This is a genomic window from Pectobacterium cacticida, from assembly GCF_036885195.1.
GTDB lineage: Bacteria > Pseudomonadota > Gammaproteobacteria > Enterobacterales > Enterobacteriaceae > Pectobacterium > Pectobacterium cacticida.
In genome coordinates, this window is sequence record NZ_CP133656.1 from 1234469 (window position 1) to 1254830 (window position 20362).

At 46.0% G+C, this 20362-nt stretch carries 23 protein-coding genes; 1 reads left to right on the top strand and 22 read right to left on the bottom strand.

Going from position 1 to position 20362, the window contains the following annotated elements; genetic code table 11:
- From traD to RFN81_RS05970, 18 genes are all read right to left on the bottom strand, one after another.
- Positions 1 to 2076 carry a type IV conjugative transfer system coupling protein TraD gene (gene traD, locus RFN81_RS05885; protein WP_264498200.1) on the bottom strand — a complete coding sequence of 692 codons (2076 nt, stop codon included), beginning with the start codon at positions 2074 to 2076 and terminating at the stop codon, positions 1 to 3.
- Positions 2073 to 2933, bottom strand: coding sequence for a hypothetical protein (locus RFN81_RS05890; RefSeq protein WP_338539453.1), 861 nt, complete (start codon positions 2931 to 2933; stop codon positions 2073 to 2075). Before RFN81_RS05890 ends, traD begins: the two co-directional genes overlap by 4 nt.
- Entirely contained in the window at positions 2881 to 3354 is a 474-nt protein-coding gene (locus RFN81_RS05895; protein ID WP_264498202.1) for a hypothetical protein, read from the bottom strand. The genes RFN81_RS05890 and RFN81_RS05895 overlap by 53 nt, the downstream gene beginning before the upstream one ends.
- Complete coding sequence (locus RFN81_RS05900) at positions 3338 to 3961, bottom strand: restriction endonuclease (protein ID WP_264498203.1); 624 nt, start codon at positions 3959 to 3961, stop codon at positions 3338 to 3340. Before RFN81_RS05900 ends, RFN81_RS05895 begins: the two co-directional genes overlap by 17 nt.
- A complete protein-coding gene (locus RFN81_RS05905) occupies positions 3958 to 4479 on the bottom strand; it encodes an integrating conjugative element protein (RefSeq protein ID WP_264498204.1) in 522 nt (173 codons plus the stop codon). The genes RFN81_RS05900 and RFN81_RS05905 overlap by 4 nt, the downstream gene beginning before the upstream one ends.
- Complete coding sequence (locus tag RFN81_RS05910) at positions 4480 to 5064, bottom strand: transglycosylase SLT domain-containing protein (protein WP_264498892.1); 585 nt, start codon at positions 5062 to 5064, stop codon at positions 4480 to 4482.
- Complete coding sequence (locus tag RFN81_RS05915; protein ID WP_264498205.1) at positions 5064 to 5777, bottom strand: TIGR03759 family integrating conjugative element protein; 714 nt, start codon at positions 5775 to 5777, stop codon at positions 5064 to 5066. Before RFN81_RS05915 ends, RFN81_RS05910 begins: the two co-directional genes overlap by 1 nt.
- A gap of 9 nt (positions 5778 to 5786) precedes the next feature.
- A complete protein-coding gene (locus RFN81_RS05920; RefSeq protein WP_264498206.1) occupies positions 5787 to 6671 on the bottom strand; it encodes a hypothetical protein in 885 nt (294 codons plus the stop codon).
- A gap of 489 nt (positions 6672 to 7160) precedes the next feature.
- On the bottom strand, positions 7161 to 7859 hold the full coding sequence (locus RFN81_RS05925) for a DUF2786 domain-containing protein (protein ID WP_264498207.1): 699 nt from the start codon (positions 7857 to 7859) through the stop codon (positions 7161 to 7163).
- A 309-nt stretch (positions 7860 to 8168) separates the two neighbouring features.
- Positions 8169 to 8906 carry a hypothetical protein gene (locus RFN81_RS05930; RefSeq protein ID WP_264498208.1) on the bottom strand — a complete coding sequence of 246 codons (738 nt, stop codon included), beginning with the start codon at positions 8904 to 8906 and terminating at the stop codon, positions 8169 to 8171.
- Complete coding sequence (locus RFN81_RS05935) at positions 8903 to 9148, bottom strand: hypothetical protein (RefSeq protein WP_264498209.1); 246 nt, start codon at positions 9146 to 9148, stop codon at positions 8903 to 8905. The genes RFN81_RS05930 and RFN81_RS05935 overlap by 4 nt, the downstream gene beginning before the upstream one ends.
- A gap of 290 nt (positions 9149 to 9438) precedes the next feature.
- Positions 9439 to 9762: a hypothetical protein gene (locus RFN81_RS05940; RefSeq protein WP_264498210.1), complete on the bottom strand. Its 324-nt coding sequence runs from the start codon at positions 9760 to 9762 to the stop codon at positions 9439 to 9441.
- A 1-nt stretch (position 9763) separates the two neighbouring features.
- Entirely contained in the window at positions 9764 to 10237 is a 474-nt protein-coding gene (locus RFN81_RS05945) for a hypothetical protein (RefSeq protein ID WP_264498211.1), read from the bottom strand.
- A 259-nt stretch (positions 10238 to 10496) separates the two neighbouring features.
- Complete coding sequence (locus tag RFN81_RS05950) at positions 10497 to 10838, bottom strand: hypothetical protein (protein WP_264498212.1); 342 nt, start codon at positions 10836 to 10838, stop codon at positions 10497 to 10499.
- Positions 10839 to 11145: 307 nt separating this feature from the next.
- Positions 11146 to 11460 (bottom strand): Lar family restriction alleviation protein, encoded by a 315-nt coding sequence (locus RFN81_RS05955; protein ID WP_264498213.1) that lies wholly within the window; start codon positions 11458 to 11460, stop codon positions 11146 to 11148.
- A gap of 51 nt (positions 11461 to 11511) precedes the next feature.
- Entirely contained in the window at positions 11512 to 12714 is a 1203-nt protein-coding gene (locus RFN81_RS05960; RefSeq protein ID WP_264498214.1) for a conjugal transfer protein TraF, read from the bottom strand.
- A 131-nt stretch (positions 12715 to 12845) separates the two neighbouring features.
- Positions 12846 to 13631 (bottom strand): hypothetical protein, encoded by a 786-nt coding sequence (locus RFN81_RS05965; RefSeq protein WP_264498215.1) that lies wholly within the window; start codon positions 13629 to 13631, stop codon positions 12846 to 12848.
- A gap of 728 nt (positions 13632 to 14359) precedes the next feature.
- Positions 14360 to 15487: a tyrosine-type recombinase/integrase gene (locus RFN81_RS05970; RefSeq protein ID WP_264498216.1), complete on the bottom strand. Its 1128-nt coding sequence runs from the start codon at positions 15485 to 15487 to the stop codon at positions 14360 to 14362.
- Positions 15488 to 16095: 608 nt separating this feature from the next.
- Between RFN81_RS05970 and RFN81_RS05975 the strand changes: the two genes are divergently transcribed.
- Positions 16096 to 16518 carry a phage tail protein gene (locus tag RFN81_RS05975; protein WP_264498217.1) on the top strand — a complete coding sequence of 141 codons (423 nt, stop codon included), beginning with the start codon at positions 16096 to 16098 and terminating at the stop codon, positions 16516 to 16518.
- 802 nt (positions 16519 to 17320) lie between these two features.
- Here RFN81_RS05975 and RFN81_RS05980 read toward each other — a convergent pair.
- The 4 genes from RFN81_RS05980 to RFN81_RS05995 all read right to left on the bottom strand — a co-directional run bounded on the left by RFN81_RS05980 (position 17321) and on the right by RFN81_RS05995 (position 20358).
- The gene (locus tag RFN81_RS05980; protein WP_264498217.1) at positions 17321 to 17743 is read right to left on the bottom strand and encodes a phage tail protein; all 423 of its coding nucleotides are present in this window, start codon (positions 17741 to 17743) and stop codon (positions 17321 to 17323) included.
- Positions 17744 to 17835: 92 nt separating this feature from the next.
- The gene (gene pilV, locus RFN81_RS05985) at positions 17836 to 19179 is read right to left on the bottom strand and encodes a shufflon system plasmid conjugative transfer pilus tip adhesin PilV (RefSeq protein ID WP_338539454.1); all 1344 of its coding nucleotides are present in this window, start codon (positions 19177 to 19179) and stop codon (positions 17836 to 17838) included.
- A gap of 13 nt (positions 19180 to 19192) precedes the next feature.
- Positions 19193 to 19843, bottom strand: a complete 651-nt coding sequence (locus RFN81_RS05990) for a prepilin peptidase (RefSeq protein WP_264498219.1) — start codon at positions 19841 to 19843, stop codon at positions 19193 to 19195.
- Complete coding sequence (locus tag RFN81_RS05995; RefSeq protein ID WP_264498220.1) at positions 19840 to 20358, bottom strand: lytic transglycosylase domain-containing protein; 519 nt, start codon at positions 20356 to 20358, stop codon at positions 19840 to 19842. Before RFN81_RS05995 ends, RFN81_RS05990 begins: the two co-directional genes overlap by 4 nt.
- Between the last annotated feature and the right edge of the window lie 4 nt (positions 20359 to 20362).

Here is a 20362-nt window from a genome sequence, read left to right on the forward strand (position 1 = left end):
TTACTCCCCCCCAACTGAACTACCGTTCCACCATCCCTCACTGGATCGGTAGTTACGGCGCATCTCTGTGGCTACAGCCTGCAAATTGGCTGGCATCATTGCATCATTCAAATCATTCGCCGGCAGTGGCATCCTGATTTTCCACAACTGTCCCCCCTCAAGCAGGGCGAACGCTTGGCCTTTAGGTAAACTAACAACATCAGACGGTTCAATCAGCGGAGTTTTTATCGTGCCGACACGGTCCTGTGTGCTTGAAGTAAAATCCTGGCCAGTCTCAACATTAGCCGTATCCGAGTGACCAGAAACCAACGTTTTACTGTAGATCTCAACCTGAGGCAGCTGCGTCGTAAGCAATTCTGCGGTTTTGTTGTCCCGGACACGCAGCATGATCAGTGTATTGAAGTTACCAATGACCTGAGCCGTTTTCGCAGCATTGCCGATACGCGCTTCGATATCCGATGACGTTTGCGTATAGGCGGTTACTTGAACGCCGGCACCACCGCCCTTGTTGATCAGCGGAATGAATTCATCGCCCATAAGCTCATTGAATTCATCGCAGTGCAAGTTGATAACAGCCTTTTCCTCTTTCTGTTGCGGGAGCCCGGCATTAATTCCATGTTTATAAATATGGCCAGCAACGCTGACAAGGTCGGCAAACATGCTGTTGCCGACCGCTGTCGCAACCTCACTATCTGTAAGGGCATCCAGGCCGATATACACAACGCCCCGTTTGCGAACAATTTGTTCCCAATCGAAAATGGGACGGGGGTCGTCCATATCAAGATAATCCGGGGACAGAAGAGATGCAGTCTTACCCGTAGTCAGTTTCTCCAGTAGCGGCAATAGCGATGCCACAATTTTATCGAAATAGGTTCGGTCATAGCGAACCGCACTACGCAGACCATCAAGAATCGGATCATAGAGTGCCTTGCCAACTTCAGAGCTTAATGCAACTTCTATCGCCCAGATGCCAACGCTATTAGGCTGACCCTGCATATTTCGGGGAACATCTTCATCAGTAAGTACCCCTAGGTTATTACGTATCTGCAGTTGTAGCTCGGGCAGTTCTTCTTCAATGATTTTCTCAGCATAGCGCAGATACAGATCCGCAATATTGTTAACGTAACGCATAATCAGCGTGTAGTCAGGCCGCTCACCCAATGCAACCAAAGCTCTGGCTACAATATTTACGAAACGCCACGCAAATTCTTTAAATGCAGCACTGTTCCCTTCCCCTGCCAGTTGACCAGAAATACGCGATGCCACTTCGGATACACGCCCAAACCGCCCAACTGCGTTATAACGGGCTGATATTTCGGGCCAACCTAGATGGAAGATGTAGAGCGAATCACCTCGCCCAGCTCGATGTGCTTCAGCCCATACACGACGTAATAAATCAGGATCGCCTTTTGGATCAAAGACGATCGTCACATCACCACGGCGGATATCCTGGGTAATAAACAGTTCGGCCAACCGTGTTTTTCCAACACGAGTCGTACCCAAAACAATGGTATGCCCGGGGCGATCGGCCAGTGGCATGGTGACATTCACTTCATCCGGTTCAATACCATGCAAAACCGGCTTCCCGCCGACAGGTGGCAAAGGTCGTACTGGGTTCAGCGGAGAATCGACGCTTAACAACCTGGTAAGCCAAGGCAAACTGTGTTCTGACACATTCTCCAGTTTACGAGCTGCCTGATATAACGTTGATGGCTGAATGTAGCGTTCTACTTCCGGACGTAGCGTGTCACGCAGTCGCTGAGTGTGTTTCTGCGTCCACATAAATCCCTTACCGATAAACAGCCGCCGTTTGCTGACTGGAATTTGCTTACTACTCATCACATAGCGCGGTAGTCGTCGTAAATTACGACGGTAACGCAGCACTTTCATCCCCTGCCGAGTACGTACCATGGCCAGAACAGCAAACCCACCGGCCGTCATGTAACTCACTGACGGGGCCAGCGCAATCGCCCACGGCGCTTGCATACAGACAAATGCAGCAGTGGCAGATACCGCGGCTGTATTCAGTTCAACGGCTGGTCGTAGCAACGCTTCAATGACATAACGATCGCTCATTGGTTCTTTCTCCCAGTGAATCGCCGCCACCAGGGAAGTTTTTCATGCTCCATGCGATGGTCATCTCTCCCCCATGTTGGTGATGCTGAAGACAGTTGCTGTTCCAAAAAAGACAGGCAGTGCAACGCTTCATTACCCTCTTTCAGTTCAAACGTTTGAACGTCAGGGGCGTTTTTCCCGACATACAATGTCAGCGTTGCTACTGTATGAAAACGATCCATCTTCCAGCCAGGCTGGTCTTCACGCTCAACAATTGTGCGGCGGACATGTAGTTGCCCGTGGTATCCCCGTTCGTGCAATGAAGGGAGTAACGCCTGCAATTTTTGGTAAGCGTTAAAAAATACCCAATCAACATGGAAAAGATTCAGTGAGACATTATGTAGTTGCGAGTTATCCAACCCCTTAAGGTGAAAATAGAAACGAGCCAAACAACTGCGGTGGTTGCCATCGGTATTCACATACCAGTTAATGCCATCCAGACTGATAAAGTTCATCCCAACAGGCGTACTGTAAGGTTCGTAATACAATGGATTTTTCTCTATTAATGCAATATTTGCATCCATCCATTTGCCATACTCTAAAAACTCTAACCATGACATCCCTGCATATTCTTGATCGATGGTACCAATAATACGAAATACGTTAATGCTTCCCTGATAGATCCAATAACTGTGCGTAACAAAATCTTCAGCTAAACGAAATGTTTTATCATCCCAGCATTGGATGATATCGTACGCCCATCGTGGCGTATTCTTTCTGACCTGTTCAAGGAAAGGCATATTTCTTTCATTGCAATTTTCCATATCACTCATCCCAATTCTGCTTTGCAGAAACGGATCCACTATGATCATATCCATATACGCCTCTACTCATCTTATGGGACAGCCAGAAACGAAAACGATAAAGTCCCTCAATGCACATTGAGATAAGGACGATAAAACAATAAAAGCTATTAGCATTTTTAAGATCTTGATGAACAACTCCTGATAATGGCATCGATTTATTCACGCAATTGCTAATTGTCATTTCTGTAGGCAATTCCACACAGTGTTTTTCACTCATATATCCAGGAGGAGCGGATTGATATGCTTGTGCCCGAGATGACAATACATCTGAATAAAGTGGCTCTAAACCGCCCGTCAATGAGCCCATCATGAAAAATAAAAATAATAATGAGCCAGCGATAAGGCTCGGCCACATAATCAACACGCGATAAAACGTAATACTAATCTCTTTTACCAATAACTTTGCATACCAGTAATTAATGGAAATCTTCATATTTTCTACCTTTTAAATTTATCCAAGCTGGATTGCCGGCCAATAATGCCAGTAATTGCTGACCGCTGATGATATGAAGGGGAAAAGCCCTATGATGACTTGATGTTGTGAACTGCTTGCTTTTAACTCCAGTACGTCCGGTATGAATAAATAGTCCGCAACACCGATGCTGTATCAGTAATGCCGAGAATGCAGCGATGTGCGCGGGATCTATTGCTCTGCTATAGCGTTTTGCCTGGATTAACCAACGTTGCCCTGCAATAAAGACCTGCCCATCCAATCCGCCGTCACCGCTGTATGATGCATTGCGAATCACCTTTAATCCCTGACGCTCCATTGCCAGTAAAAGGAGTTCTTCGAACACATACGGATTAACACGACGGAGATAGGAAAAACGCTGTGCATCGCCTGCCAAGGTAGGGAGTCTTTTTAACAAGCGTTCGGCCGTTTTACGATAACGCCGATGGCGACGCACGCTAGCTTTGCCACGCCAGCGGAACAACATGCTTATAACGGCAACAGTAAGAATGAAAAAAAGAATAGGCACAACAATCAAGGCAGGGTCTGCAATCACAGCCTCAGCCAGATATGGACGCTGTGGGATCATGGTTGTACCTCTGAGGATACAGAGGTCTCCGTGATCAGCGCGGGATAATGTCGCAATTGTAGCCGGCGAGCTAACTCACTACCTGATGCAGGGGCCATCTGCACATCAGGAACCAGTGTTCGCAGGGACTGAACCGCAGCCATATCCGTTACATTAACGATTAAACCGACAGCCTTCATCTGGCTCAGTTTTGCAGCATTAATTTGCAACCAGGAACGTGATGCGGGATCGTCTCCAACGAGAAATAACGCACCAATTCCAGGCAAATTTAGCGTTCTTGATGCTTCAATACCAACGGTTAGCTCTGGCGTCAACACCGGCAGCATCGCCCCTTCCCCTGACTGACCTAGCCAGGTACGGCTTTCAGTATTATTGGCTTCGTTATTGTCCTGGCGGTTAATACCATCAAAGAACGATGCGGTATCTTTCCCTCCCAAATCAGCGACAATATTCAGTTCTGCATGAACAAAGAACGGGATCGCCAGAAAACACAGCGTAGATGCAGAAATAATTTTCATTTATTTGACACTCCGGGGTTCGATCCAGACAAGTTGAGTGGTAGGAGCAATATCAGGAAGGTGAGAAGCTTCAATCGGTTCAATCATGGCCAGCTTGCGCTGTACCGCAGAAATGTATCTTGCAGCTGGAGCTCCGCCGGCAGGGCGATGGTAACAACCAACAGCTCGTAACCAGCTGCCCGGTTTTCTCTCGTAGCATTCACGTAGAATTTGTGCTGAAACATTCAGATTGGTGTAGGGTTCAAACGCCTCCCAGGAGTTTGCAAAACGACGACCGTTCCAACCCCAGTTAACCTGCCCTAATCCAACATCAATGTTTTTATGTGGTACCGTCTTCAGAAAACGTTGTAGTGCCTGCCAGGCTTCCAGTCGGCTGTCATATTGATAGCTTCTCCCCTGAACATTCAGACTCCAGGGCCAGGGGCGAACGCCATGAGGCAGCTTGCGGCTAGACTCCTGTAATGATTGTGCATAGAACAGTTCAGGCGGAACCTGATGTAAATACGCAACACGCTGATACCCGTCAGGCACCGGTTGTCGTGATGCGTTAACACTGGAAGAAAAAATGCTGAAGATAACCAGCATCAGAAGGCAGCGACACGCCATCCACTTTCTCCCTGCTGCAACAACACTGGCATCAGTCCATTACCAAATCGAATCCAACGACCGCCATCATGGTTCAATGTGATTTGGCGATTACGCACTCGCTCCACTGGGATATTGCGCTCTCTGGCCCATTCACGCAGTTTGTTGTCATCCCCACCGCTGTCAACCAGATAGATGTCAACCGGGCGTTCATCCGCCAGAACGGCTGCGAGGCGCGAATTACAGTTGCCGCAATCCTGGGATTTCACAAATAACGCCAATCGACCACCGTTATCGTGTGCAACACCGCCTGCATTGCCCATGTTGACTGGCAATGCATTCGGATAAATACGCCCCCAAGCCGCATCCACCTCACGCTGAAATTTCAAGATCTTTTCAGTGCGCTGAAATTCTTCCTTTACCCACTTCTCTGCTAACTGCCGCCGTTCTGCATCGCTGCGAGCTTCAATACCCAGGGTGGTTAACGGATCCAATCCCGGCGACTGAATGCCCGTTTTCCCTCGCATCATGTCCTGATATCGAGCCCATTCTTCATCGGTCAACCCCCACTGTGTCGACTGAAGGTGAGACAATCCCTGATCAACCACTCGAGTTTGTGAATTCGACTCAGGCGTAACATGAATGCTGGTATTGACGGAGGCGTGTGCCGTTCCTGCTAAAGTAAGCATTAGCGCCATTGCTTTCACTTTCATAACGGTTCCTTACTGCAATGTGAGAATTTGAGGTTTTCCATTAACCAGAAAACGCGCCTGATTTCCGTCAATACGGGATAACGTCCAGCCATTAACCGATTCGCCGGGCGTTAGCATTCGTATGTCTGACCAGCGATTACCTGCTGCTGAATGAGGGATGATGACGGCATATTGCTGCCCTCCTCGGTGCTCAATACTGGTTAATGCAAAAGGGGCGGGCATGGGTTTAATTATCCGTTGAGACTTTTTTGCGGGAGTAGCCTTCTGCTTTTGCGGCACTAGCTTTTCAAATCTGTTTTGCCAGTCAGAAGCTAAAGAGGAAATACGTTTATCCTGTGCATCTGCAGTTCCCTGCAGATCATTAATACGCTGTTCAAGATGTGCTAGCCGTTCAGGAATGGCTGATTGCCCTTCTACATTTTTTATGTATTGATTCAGTTTCGTATCCAGGGTGCTAGCCCAATCATTCTGAGACTGACGCAATGCGTCGAGCTCCTTCACAGAGACAAATTCGCTCCGAAGCTCGCCAATTTTAATTTTTAATTCCTGCATCTCTGCCGGCAATTGCTGAAGCTGGCCACGACGAAATGCCGCATCTAGCGAGTCCAACTGAACACTCTGCTGTTGGACGATCAGAAAAAACATGACACATGCGGCTAGCGGAACGAAAAACAAAACGGCAAGCAGGCTTTTAAAGATCCACGATTGCCAAGACCTCCGTGGCAATTCATGATCACTTTCGTTTCTGTCGAAAATCCCCATCCGCTTTGCAGCAACATCAGCAGAGGACGTTTTGGCGTAATGTGCTTTAACCTCTTCAGTAAACGGATCATCTTCTTGAGCTTCAGATAAAGGGGGAAGTATGGTGTCTGTAACGGAGGACTCAGTTGTCATTCCTCAAATCCTTTGGTTAGCGGTTTTCGCCAATACTTTGCAAAAACCGAGAACCAGAGACGACAAACAACTGAACATTGAGCATGTGAAATTAAGCCCACGAGAAAGGAGGCGAAACTGCCCTTCGTTAAGAATAATTTAATCAGTTTCCTATATAACTGCTCGATACAGTCCGAACGCCTACCATCTTTAGGCGTAATTTTCAGGATCCACAAGGGCATCCAAAAAACTCTCAGTGCGGTAATCGTTGTTCCAACCAATCCAGATAGATGGCTCACCCTCAACCGAAATATTGCGGTTTCCGGACATTGCACACCGACAGCTTTTCGCTTTGATGCTTTAAGTTCAGGTTAAACTAACGTTCTAATAGTTTGTTTGTTTGACATTACTTTAATCCCCATATCACTATGATAAAAATGTAAATACTCTCACAGGCATCATTTCATATCTCACTATTGAATATTGGGGATGAGAAATTTAGCGTTTAAATCAATATTCAATACCTATTATTGATTTCCCTCCGACCGCTTGATGCAGTCGAGCATCTTTACCCAAATGATAGCCCGCATGATATGCATCATCATCCCCACGACAGCGTTTCGCCTCCCGGCTTTTAAGTTCGCTAAATCCTTCGGAGATCTGCTTATAATACAGCGACATTAGTTGCTGCTCTTCCGGTTCAACAGCAAACCGGTTAATGGCATTGCGAGCTCCTCTTACCCAACCTGCACAAAATTGATCTGCGCGATTGGTTTTAGTGCTGCGTTTGATGCGCTTGTTTTGTGAGGCAATAAACTCGCTACGGGCTTTAACTAACTGAACACTCAATACATCGAATCCATATGCAGCAATCTGCGGCCGTTCTGTAGGACCGTAGAATGCAACAGAACGTCGATGGTTCCGTGTCCAAGTGTAATAACAATGCACACCGAATGCATAGCACAGCATGTTGGCCAAACTGACCACGTATTCTGGGAGTTTTGTCGCATTTGACGGACAATGCTCGCTCTGAAATTCTTTAATCGATTTCAGATTGATATCTAACTCGCTCAAGCCAAATTTATGCATTAGATTCTGAGCCTGGCTAATAGCATTAGCGGCCTCATGCTCATTTGTACTGCGTTTTGCTAAATGGAGGAGTTTTTGGATTTTCTCCATGTATTTTTCTTTTTCTTCTTCATTTTTCATTTTTATACCTCGTTATAAAATTAGCGAAAGGATATATGAACTACTATTTTTTTAATTAGCTGCTGATAATAACGCGTCGTCCGATATCGACTAGCTATTAAATGCAGGTAAGCAGAGCGGATGTCGGGAAAGTTCAGAACAATTAATTCGTCAGCACATGATTCATCAGTGACATTAATGGTCAGACAGCATTGTTTGTCTTCAGCGTTTATCAATAGCTCCTCATAGTTGCTGAATCCAGCCTGTTCTTGATTCCCTCAACGTCAGTCTGTTCAGCTACATGGCGATGAATCTTCATATTCATACAGATTAACCTGCTTCCTTATCACTGTCCGATGACTTGTAGCGCACCCATTCAGCGCATGGTCCCTCTTCAGTGTCGAAGATGGCCGTCAGGAGCCAGCCGTCACCGCAGGGCGATTCCGGGTTCCAATGCAGCGCGGGGTGCTCGATGTTCTCGCCATAGACGCAATCGTCGCAGAACACCTGGTTCATGTACGTAAAGTCCACGGCCATGCCCCGCTCTGCGAACCACGCTTCATAGATTCGCGTCGAAGCGCCACCTTCATCGAATGGTGTTTCAATGCGGTTAGGGTGTCGCCAGAAGCCGTATTCATCCCTAACAGGCAGGACCGGCACGATACGGTCGGTTGGCGCTGGAGGCTGGAGCATTACGGCGCGGCCGTGGTTATACGCACGCATTGCGATAGTTGCGCGGTCCTCGTTAGCCATGCCGTTATTGAGAATGAAAGCAGAGGCATCGTTGAAACTCATTTCATCCTCTTTCGCCGCCCTGTCATAAGCCGCCAGTCGGCCCTGAACCTCATCTATCTCATCAAGCAAATTCAAGACAATGAGTACCCCGTACTGTCTTATCAGCTTTGCAATCCCGCCTTCAGCATCTTCTATATCCTGTTGTGCTGATGGACTATCCCGATTTTCTTCATACCAAGACAGGGCATATTGATAGTTTTCTACGGCCTTATTCAGCGCCTTGCGCCACTCTGGTGCTTTTCCCAGCCTTTCTTTGCTCAATAAATCAGTCATACGCCAGATCCCCCATCAGCATTAATTCCATTGTTTACATGCGCACACTCATCAATCCATTCCGCCATGTCTCCGGTATATATCCCCGACATCAGGTCGCAGCGTGGATCATTCGCGTGATCTTTAGTTGCCAATAAAACATGTCCATCGTAAACACGAATAACCATCCCTGCTCTATGAGCCTTACCCAGTGCGGCTCTTACTGATTTGATGGCCTCATCTTGCCGAAATGTCGTTTCCATCTATTCCATCCCTTATGTCTTCTTTATATATATAATATAAGCAGTCGCGAGCAAGGAAATTAATGAAAACAAAGTCAGTCGAATTCCCATCCAAATACTTGCGATTGATGTTATTATTAAAAGCATTATTACAATCGATAGTAAAAAAGAAAAAACTAAAACATACCTTACCTCTGGAGGGGTTCTCATTACGTACTCTCTTTTTCACAGACCTATGATGAAAATTTATTGGTGAAACGTTTTAACAGCCTCAAAAGACTGGAGTATCGAAATCTTAGCCCTGTATTTCTTCAACGTTTTTTAAGCTTATTGATGATGCGCTTTAATCTAATAAATTTTATAGCTATATCTTTTCGAGAGTCAGCGCCAATTGTAGAAACTAATTTAAAGACAAAATAGGGTAAAACCCAGCAGGCAACCCCTAAAAAAAAGTTGGCGAGCCAGTAACCAATAAAATAGGGGTCACCGAATGGAGGATATAAACGTTCCTCTGTGCGAAAAATATTGGCAACATACTCCCCTGATAGAGTGATAGCTGATATGAAGGTGAAAATAGCAAAAAGAACCAACACACCTATTAAAAAATCGGAGCACTTCTTACATATTGATTTCATGTTATTTAGCCTTGTATTTCTTCAAAGCCTCTTTGTAACTGGCCTTAGCATCTTTCTTTGTTTTGCACCACTCGCCGTAGATGCTTGAATCCTGATAATTCCCGTACCGATACATACGCCATTCCCCGCGACTACTGTCGTAGTCAACGCGTGGAACGTTGATACCTAACCACTCAGCAAAATCATATCCGTAATCAGCGTCCTGATATTCCTGATAATTACACTTAGCCTTGGCTTGCCTGGCGTTAATTTTCGGCGGGGTGTAATCAACAATATCACCGTAAATAATGCCATCTGTTGGGTGATAAGGGTCAGGTGGGGAATCAGGGTCATCATCAAGCACCACGCCGATGTACTGGCCAAAATCACGCACTATTGTTCCAGGATGACCATATGCAATAACACGTCGCCCAACGCAGGCATTAACGCCGTAGTGCTGATTGACGTAATCAAATGCGCTCTTTAACACGGTCATATTACTCACCATTTTTAGTCATATGTTTTTGGCATGCAGGACAAACCCAGCCAATATCTCGAATATTCCGCCATCCTGCTTTCTTTGCTTCGCGAGTTAAAAAAACTGATGGTTGAGACAACGCCAGATTGAGTATCGTCGGCCATATCCATTGGTCCCCCGTTGTCATCCGATTCACAACGATTATCCTCTGTGCTTCGCCCCTCACCGCGCTTTTCACAACGCATTTCAATGAAGAACCCCATAATCACCCTTCGTATTAATTCCTAAGCCAATTAAACTTCTTAACTTCATCCCGTTGTAGAATGGTATTTAATAATGAAATAATTCGAACCGATGTTACCTTTCTGAAATAGTAATATGGGACGCCACTATGCTCCCAGCGTCGATACTGTCGCGTATCTTTGGGTTCGATCATGCGTTCCCATTCTCGCCCATAATCACTCTGACGATATTTAACATCATCTACTGTGATGCTGTGGTTTATAATCCAAACAGTTTCGTCACTGTTTTTTATCTTGCATTTTATTTTACTATGAATGCCGACAATCACTACCTGGCCATCATGAGTGAAATTTACTTTTAGGTCATTCATGCTCATCTGAATTATTTCCTTACTGAGTCTATATCGGTGTCAATAAACTCTGCACATTACGAGCAAACCCCTAAGCCTGTATTTCTGTTTACCCGTAGCCAATAACAGACTTCATGATATTCATTTACACAAGCATTATTGCCATCACAGCCACAACCTACACAGATTGCAGTGGCAGTCATTTTTTCGATAGAATCGATTAACACCTTATTATCTATTGGTTTTAGTTTGGCCATTATATAAAATCCTTTAATCATCGGCGTATTCATAATTATTCAGATACTGACCGTTCATTTTTATTATTTAATGTCTGTCAGTCCCGAAACTCAGTTCGCGTGTTCCAGGCATTGACCGCATCACCCATAGCCTTTTCATATAACCCGCGGGCGATTTCTGATGTTGCTGCTTTATGGGCCGCATCATTGTCGACACCTACCAGACGTGCCTTCGCACCGCACTCACACTCAACCCAAAAATACGGTGTCCACGTGTTGCATAACTCAAGATATTCTTTGCTTCCGCAAAACGGGCAAGGCTTCAACTCAAACCCAGCATGAGTGCCATCGTCATTAAATGAACCTGCAAACTGGCCAGGCTCTCCATAAATTTCCAGCTCTTTGATTTTCATATTGCCTTCCCTTCATAACGTGGGGCTATTTGTCGATAGCCCCAGCCGTCATCAAAATGTGAACGTCAGTTGAGCGACAGCACCATACGTTCTGTCTGTTCCCGCCATGCCAGTGATATCCAGATGTACGACATCAAACGGAGACAAACCAATCCCTGCTGTGAAATAAGAATTATCACTGTCATGAATATCGGCACGATACCCAGCACGCAGTTGAGCCCATTTCCAGGCATTCAGCTCACCGCCCACGCTGACAAACTGGCTGTCTTTATCAGAGTTAAAACGACTGGCAGGCGTCAGATCGACATCGAGAGCAGTAGTAAAGAAACCATTACTGTATGCCGTTCCCAGTGTTGCCTGAGGCTTGATTTTGAACGTGTCTTTGACGCCGTTAACCTCTTTCGTATCGATACTACGGGCAACCAGGTTCTGGCCGACAAGACCAACAATCCAGTTATCATTCAAGTTGGTTGAAAAACCGACATCGACGTTGGCGCCTGTTTTATCGTTACGGTAGTCGCTGCTACGAAAATCCGAGCTGTCATAATTGTTGATCGCAACGTTGTAATTGAATGTATAGACGCGCTGCACTTTTGGCGTAATACCGGCAGAGAACTCGAATCCTCCGATGTTGAATTCGCGTGCCATCGCAATGCCCACATCTGCGACGACAGCGGCACGGCCATTGGCGGATGACGTTAACGAGCTCAGATCTGAGCCGTTTGCAGTACCGTTTGACACGCCATCAAGCCACTGGAGATCGCTATCTGTCACATTGGTTTTGACTGTTGCCGTTCCCCACGCCTTAGCAACGATGGCAAATGGCAGAACGCTATTGGGAACTGCAGCAACCGTTGACGCACCGGCATGCGCTTTCGCATGACTGCCAGACAGATCTTGCAGTGATGCGCGTAATTTGGTGGCTGCCAAGCTAGTATCACCGCCTGCGTTGACTGCGCGTTCAAATGATTTCCAGTCGCGATCAATACGATCGACACCATCCTGCAGATTATCCGGATCGGAAACTTGGGCGCCCACCGCGGGTAAAATCAGACTGAAATCATCGGATTTATCGAATTTCGTCAGCAGCGCGGGGTTTACAAGAGCCGCTGCGCTGTAGTGCGAGGAAGCAACACCGGTTCCGCCCATAGCATCTCCGCGAGCTTCAGTCCATGTTCCAGCAGCGTTAGCTGAAGCAGCAATTGCACCGATCCCCGCAATAATAAAACTGCGTGTGATTAATGAAAGTTTCATTCTTTATTCCTATATTGAGGTTAAATAAATATTTATGATTATGTTTTCTTGGTATTCCCTGGTGCTGGCACAACATTCACTTCTGATTTTTAAAAAAATCCCTTGATGTTGGCGCATCATTAATAAAAAAATTAGCCTACTAAAAAATCTTGATAGCTCTTATATTCACGTTTGTAATTATCAACAATCATAATGGGAAATACTGAACCATCAGTTAACGACTCAACTTGTTTCTGTGAATAAGCCAGATACCTGACATTTTTCGCTTCCCGAAGATCCCATTTTCTCAATATACGAAAAACCTTAATAATTGGGATGTTAATTACCCCATGAATATTTTTCCATTCCCGAGTAAAAGCTAAAGTAACATTGCAGTCACCTATTGCACGAAAGAAGGCCAACTCCGCAGTTTCACTCAGGACGTTATAATCCAGGGGTTCCTGATCAAAAAAATGGCAATATTCCATTGGATACATTTTCTCACAGAACAACCACTGCACGTCGATTTCAAACCATGATGCCAATTGATGCAATACTTGAGGATTTAGCAAGTCCAGTGTTCGTTCTGCGCTGGATAATGCCCCCTGACTAATACCAAATGATGCAAGCAATTGCGCCTGTTGCAATACATTTACCCCATAAGCATCCATCAACAAACAAAAACGTTCGTAGACCCCCATCATTTTGTCAGCTGTTGATGCTCTAGCTTCAGAAAGTACACCTTCCAAGATAATGCCGTAGAGCGTAGACTTTGAAACACCGATACGTTCGGCATGCATGTCAAGGAACGCCCTGCTTTCTGGTTTGATCCTTACTGAAAACTGGCTATTACCACCATCATATTTTCCATCACTTTCAGGGAATACCATATCCCCTGAACGCAATAGTGCAATTAATGCCGTATATGTAGGATTCATTCACTACGACTCCACAAGAAGATTATTTTAATGTAGTTGAGTAATTCGCTTTAATGTACAAACGAGACTAAACAACATAATTAATCATGTAAAACAAAATAAATCGATCGGTTCGATCTAATGTATCGATCACATTGAAGTAATGTACTCTCTTAATCCATAGTAAATTAATTTCCTACACTCAAAATTTATCTAGCTCTGACTAAAACCATCATCCCCTTACGTGGGACGCGTACAAACCGCCATTCTTGTAACAAGATCTGGCACATAATACCAACACGTTCAACTTTTGATAACAACACTGGAGATACTCGATAGTAGCACCCGTATTTATCTAAAACTTGCTTGGCTAATTGTACCTGAGCTGCCCTCATCAAATGGGAACGGAAAATGATAGGTAGTTTCTTTTTCTGGAGAGCCAGTTCTAATGTGCAAATAAATGCAGTATTAAATTTTTTCAGTTGGTTCTTGTTAAGGTGTCCTATTCGAGAAAAAAGCGCCAGATGGACTACAGCGTACCGTTTACTTCGATGCTTCATGGATGAATTAGTAAATCCCTTAAACGGATAAAATAAGCATATGATAGAATAAATTGGACAGTACAAAATAAGAAAAATAACAGCGATTAATAAGGAGAGCATAAATAACTCCATGAGGTATGGGATAAAGAAAGCATGCAAATTGCTCAAAAAAAAGGCGATATTTAATTCAATATCGCCTTTTAATATTTATAGTGGGTTGATTAATATACGATTAGTCATATTAACAGAAATATGACCAGGAGGGGGAAGCCTTTCGCCATTTTTAGCTGCTATAGCTTGGAACCGTAACAGCTCTACCGATGCGTTCCGTAATGCCTCATCGTGAGTTGCAGCACTCACAATGAGGTTATCAAAATCAGAAAACGTCATTGTCACATGACCATTATCATGAACCTCGATATCAGCTGGGTAAGGTATGAAAATCGAAATTAATTTCTGCGCTTGTTTCTTACGCGCATCGAGCTTACCGACCAGATGAGTCGCTCTGAGATGGGTATATCGCTTCAGCATATTCATTGATTTATGCCCTGAGATTGCTGCGATTTCCATGACATTCAACGTATCCAGTTCAAAAAAACGGCTAATCGCTTCATGCCTCAAATCATGAAAATGCAGATCATTAATCGATAGAGACTGTAATGCGATACGCCAGGCACTTTTAAAGCCACTCGACGTATATGTAAAAACACGTCCCGTATCATCACGCCCCAGTTCGCCAATTTCTTTCAGCACCTGACGCGCCTTTGAAGACAGCGGCACATCACGTGCAGAACCATTTTTCGTTAATGGCAAGTGAGCAATACCGAGTCGCAGATCGATATGCTCCCATCGTAATGACAGTATTTCGCCTTGTCTCATCGCCGTCTCAATGGCCAAACGGAAAATAGCTAATAACTCAGGGTTTCTACTCTTTAGATAACGCGTTATTTTCCGTTCTTCCTGAGACGTTAACCTGCGCGTCCTACCCGAAGAAACCGTTGGCTTTCTTACATTCTCAACGGGATTAGTTGTACATGTTCCCCATTCAACTTTGGCTAAATTATACAATGCGGAGAGCAACGCAAGCTCAAGACGAACAGTGTTGCCACTGATAGATTTTTTTGTACGTGGATTAATCTGAGCCAGTCTGTCATCTCGATATCCAGCAATATCAACTGATGAAATTTCATCCATGTTTCGGTTAGCAAGAGGCGATCTTTTGATAACGTTTATTCGGTAAAATTCCTGCAACTGCCCCCGCTTATAGCGTGAGACAGTAGCGAAATATTTGTCCAGCGCATTGCTTAATAGCATCTTTTTTATACGTTTTCTCATCAAAAATGTCAGTCCCTAAATTTAAAGGGAGAGACTCTACAGTAGTTTGCCAAATTGCCAATCCGGTGCGTGGAAAAGGCCTAAGCAAGAAACAAAAACGGCGTCATACGAAATGAATGTTTTTGGCTATACCAGTAACTGGGTAGATCTCGGAACGTATGATTACTGCTCATTATCCTACGTACGTATGAATGACCATCGAAATCAATGGTGTGCTGTTCGAGAGTCGCCAGCCAATTCTCAGAATTGGCAAATGCAGGCCGATGACTCACTGTGCCAGGCCATTTGTTTCACCTTTGAGTAAATTGCCAATCCGGTGTGTGGAAATCTCAAGTAATTAAATGTGTCCATATGGACAATCGAACAATGGTGAAAAGTGCGTGGTTTAATGTCTTTGGAGATAACGGAGTATATGGCAATGGGGCGAACGCGCGTATGGATGATCTGTATGTATGGTGTGATGAAAACGGTAATGTTTCATCGTTAGTAGGTTATCCCATGAGTGAGCACCCTTAGGTTCATCATTAAAGCAGGTAAACTGCTTTTGAGCACTTTGCCAATCCGGTGTGTGGAAATCCACTTCATCCGTTCAGCCTGGCACCATCACAATGTGGGGGACACCGGTGCCCCCGGATGGGTGGTTGGAGCTTAACGGGCAGATGTTTGATCCTATCCAAAACCCGATACTTGCTGGCCTTTATACCAGTGGTAGGGTGCCTGATTTTAGGGGCTATTTCCCACGCGGTTGGAATAACGACGCGGCTGTAGATCCTGATGAGTCGCGACATATGCTTTCTGTTCAGAACGACGCCATCAGGAATATTTCCGGTAAATTTAAAACGTTTGACTACAGTACTGACTCACCAACAGGAGCATTTTCATACGTTGAGCGCAGTGGTGCTCTTGTCAGTGGCGGTTTTGTCGGTTGGTACCATTCGATCATCGGATTGGATGCATCTAAGCAAGTACCAACAGCTGAAGAAAACCGGCCCAAAAATATAGCTGTGATGTTTATTATTAAGGCTGGTTAAGTGGGTTTGAGCGCTTTGCCAATCCGGTGCGTGGAAAAGGCCTAAGCAAGAAACAAAAACGGCGTCATACGAAATGAATGTTTTTGGCTATACCAGTAACTGGGTAGATCTCGGAACGTATGATTACTGCTCATTATCCTACGTACGTATGAATGACCATCGAAATCAATGGTGTGCTGTTCGAGAGTCGCCAGCCAATTCTCAGAATTGGCAAATGCAGGCCGATGACTCACTGTGCCAGGCCATTTGTTTCACCTTTGAGTAAATTGCCAATCCGGTGCGTGGAAAAAGTCATCAGGAAGCGCTGTGCTAACTGGACTCATAACCCATGGACAACAGATTCCTATGCCTGATGGGTTTAGCCAAAAACAGTGTCAATGGAGTGTTAGTAATAGTGAAAATCCACATGGTTGGAAGCCCGAATATTACGCAGGATCTGTAGCTATAGCCGACGCAAATCGGATTGTTACGTGCGGTTATTTCGATGAGTATAATTTTCATTCTGGTACTAATCGAACCGATATCAGTGGGAAATGCAGCTACATTATTAGCTGCTCATAATGCAACTCATCCGCCCGATAAATTTCGGGTGATTACACATGAGTACAAGTAGTTTGAGTCAGCCTGAAAAATCCTCGATTTCACATAGTCATTTGGACATGAAATTGAGGGATTGTGTCCCTGGCAAAGATAGATATTAATATTCCCAAACAAATAATCATCAGATGCAAAACCACACAATGCACCCTGTGATTTTTCATCACCTGACCACGCACCGGATTGGCAAAGCGCTCAAACCCACTTAACCAGCCTTAATAATAAACATCACAGCTATATTTTTGGGCCGGTTTTCTTCAGCTGTTGGTACTTGCTTAGATGCATCCAATCCGATGATCGAATGGTACCAACCGACAAAACCGCCACTGACAAGAGCACCACTGCGCTCAACGTATGAAAATGCTCCTGTTGGTGAGTCAGTACTGTAGTCAAACGTTTTAAATTTACCGGAAATATTCCTGATGGCGTCGTTCTGAACAGAAAGCATATGTCGCGACTCATCAGGATCTACAGCCGCGTCGTTATTCCAACCGCGTGGGAAATAGCCCCTAAAATCAGGCACCCTACCACTGGTATAAAGGCCAGCAAGTATCGGGTTTTGGATAGGATCAAACATCTGCCCGTTAAGCTCCAACCACCCATCCGGGGGCACCGGTGTCCCCCACATTGTGATGGTGCCAGGCTGAACGGATGAAGTGGATTTCCACACACCGGATTGGCAAAGTGCTCAAAAGCAGTTTACCTGCTTTAATGATGAACCTAAGGGTGCTCACTCATGGGATAACCTACTAACGATGAAACATTACCGTTTTCATCACACCATACATACAGATCATCCATACGCGCGTTCGCCCCATTGCCATATACTCCGTTATCTCCAAAGACATTAAACCACGCACTTTTCACCATTGTTCGATTGTCCATATGGACACATTTAATTACTTGAGATTTCCACACACCGGATTGGCAAGAAAGTACGGCCCCAGTGCTGTCATGGCCTATAAAGCCGGTTGTGTCGACCACCGATGTCAGTCCCAGAGTTATCGAATCACACTTTTCATCGGCAACTACAACGGTTTTCTGGTACAAGAATTTATCAGCAATTACCAAATTGCCCGCGGTAACATCATCGACTGCTGTAACGCTTTTCTCTGAACTAATGTCCCCTTCAGCATTAATTCCTGCATTGAGCTCCGCGCGCTTTTTGTCATTATTCCATTTGAGCCAGGCCTCAATATCATTCCCATTGCGCCAGCCAAAAAATCCCTTGCTCTGCAGTGCCACAAATCTCGCAGCATTCACCTCATTCGCATTGACCTGTTCTGCATTGTTGATGTTATTACTATTCATATCGATAGCGGTATTCATCTGGTTATATTCCGGATGCGCATCACTGCTGAAGCGATAGAGACGATCGCTTTCTTTATCCAGACCACCGATCACACCGCCGTTGATGGCTACCGCGATATGCCCAGGCTCCGCCGTTAACCCAAATGGCGTTACCGGAAGAGCCCAGGACAATTCCGCCCCATAAGCGGTATTCGCCTGCCCACCTAACTCGGTCAGCGTGGGGTCACTGATATATCCCCCCATCCCCTCGATAAGCTGTGCAACCCGACGAACGCCACCTTCGTCCAGCGCCTCACCGCCCGTAGTGACCATCAGCGCTTCCAGCGCTGGCTTCATTGAGCCACTGACTGCCCGCGCTCTGACGCCAAATCGATAAACTTGTCTGTCTATCGTTGTTGTGCCCATCCCTTCATCAAGGTACCCAGCATCAATCAACGTCTGGGCCGTAAAGGGTTGTGGCAGGGATGTAGAGGGTCCGGTCGTACAGGTTGCCGGCGCCAGCTGGCACAAATAGGCGTCATGCTTATCAGCTAGGTACTTCCCTGCCGCTTGAGAGACTCGGCTGGCATGGCGAGCCACGGCCTGATAGTGCAGTTCGGTCACATAATTGCTAATCACCTGCACTACCAGGGCGCTCAACGCAATAAAAACTATCACACCGATGATTGAGTCTTTGATTAAGCTGCCGCGAGCAGGTTGTCGCCGGATAAAGCGGTTCAACAGGCGCTGCAATGACGTAATTATCGAAAACATAAGGTGACCTCTATCAGTGCCAGAGCATAAACATAAAACGGTCCGCCAATCGCTGGACATCCGTCGTAAAAGGAATAATCAGGGCGCCACAGCCTGCCATCCAGGGGCCGAGTGGCGTATGGTCACGCGCAGTCAGCTGCATCGTCAGCGCGCCGGCAATCAGGGACATAAACAGGATCACGCTGCCAGCGATCCCTGCCCAGGCACTCAAAACCAGCCACAGCATGATGTCTCCCCGTCCGGGTAGAAGGCCGCCCAACGACGGCCGGGCAATAACAGCGATTAGCATCGCCACCACGACCATCGCAGACATCACCATCACGGGCTGAATGATGTAGGTTGGCAACGGTGAGTAATACAGAGCGAAGAAAAAGAGCGGCAGGGTATAGCTGTCCGGTAACCATTCCCTTTCCACGTCGGCTACGGCACACGCCAGTAACCCGGCGAGCATTAATAATGGGGTAATGTCAGCACCATGAACGAGAAACGATGTCAGGCTGGCGAGCCAGAATGGGACGACGAGTAATACCAGGGTTGCCCCATTCAGCACTGGCGCTGATGGGAGCGTTAAAAAACGGGCGAACCAGCGCACATGCTGGCAGGCCAACCAGGCGACCATGGTCAATCCAACAAAGAGTAGCGGCGCTACGATAATTACGCTCATTTCAGGACGATGCCCCGCCGTTCACGCAACAACCGTTTATAACGTTCCCAGATATGGTTGGCGTAGTTCTCACGTAGCCGATGACGCTTATCACCAAACCCCGCGTTATAGCTCCCCAGGCAGTTCCAGCTCACGCCACACACCTGAAAATGGGATGCCAGCAATCGGGTACCAATCTGAATATTCAGGCACGGCTTATCCAGCAGTTCCTGCGCTGTCGAGATAATGCCTTCTCGGATCAACTTCGGAATATTGCCTGAATTCACCATCATCAAACCGTAATCCGCAGTACCATTTGAATTACTTCGGTTAACGGCACGCGGATTAAAACTGCTTTCCTGCTCCATCACTGCTTCAATCAGCAGCGCGTCAATGAAATACTTCACACTCGCGGTATGAATACAGGCCAACCAGGGCTGCACCGTATATTTCACCGGCGTATTTCCCTGAGCAACGCTGTTGCTCGGGAAATACGCCAGCAAGATAGCCGTGATAAGCAGCAACACATTGGCCATGATT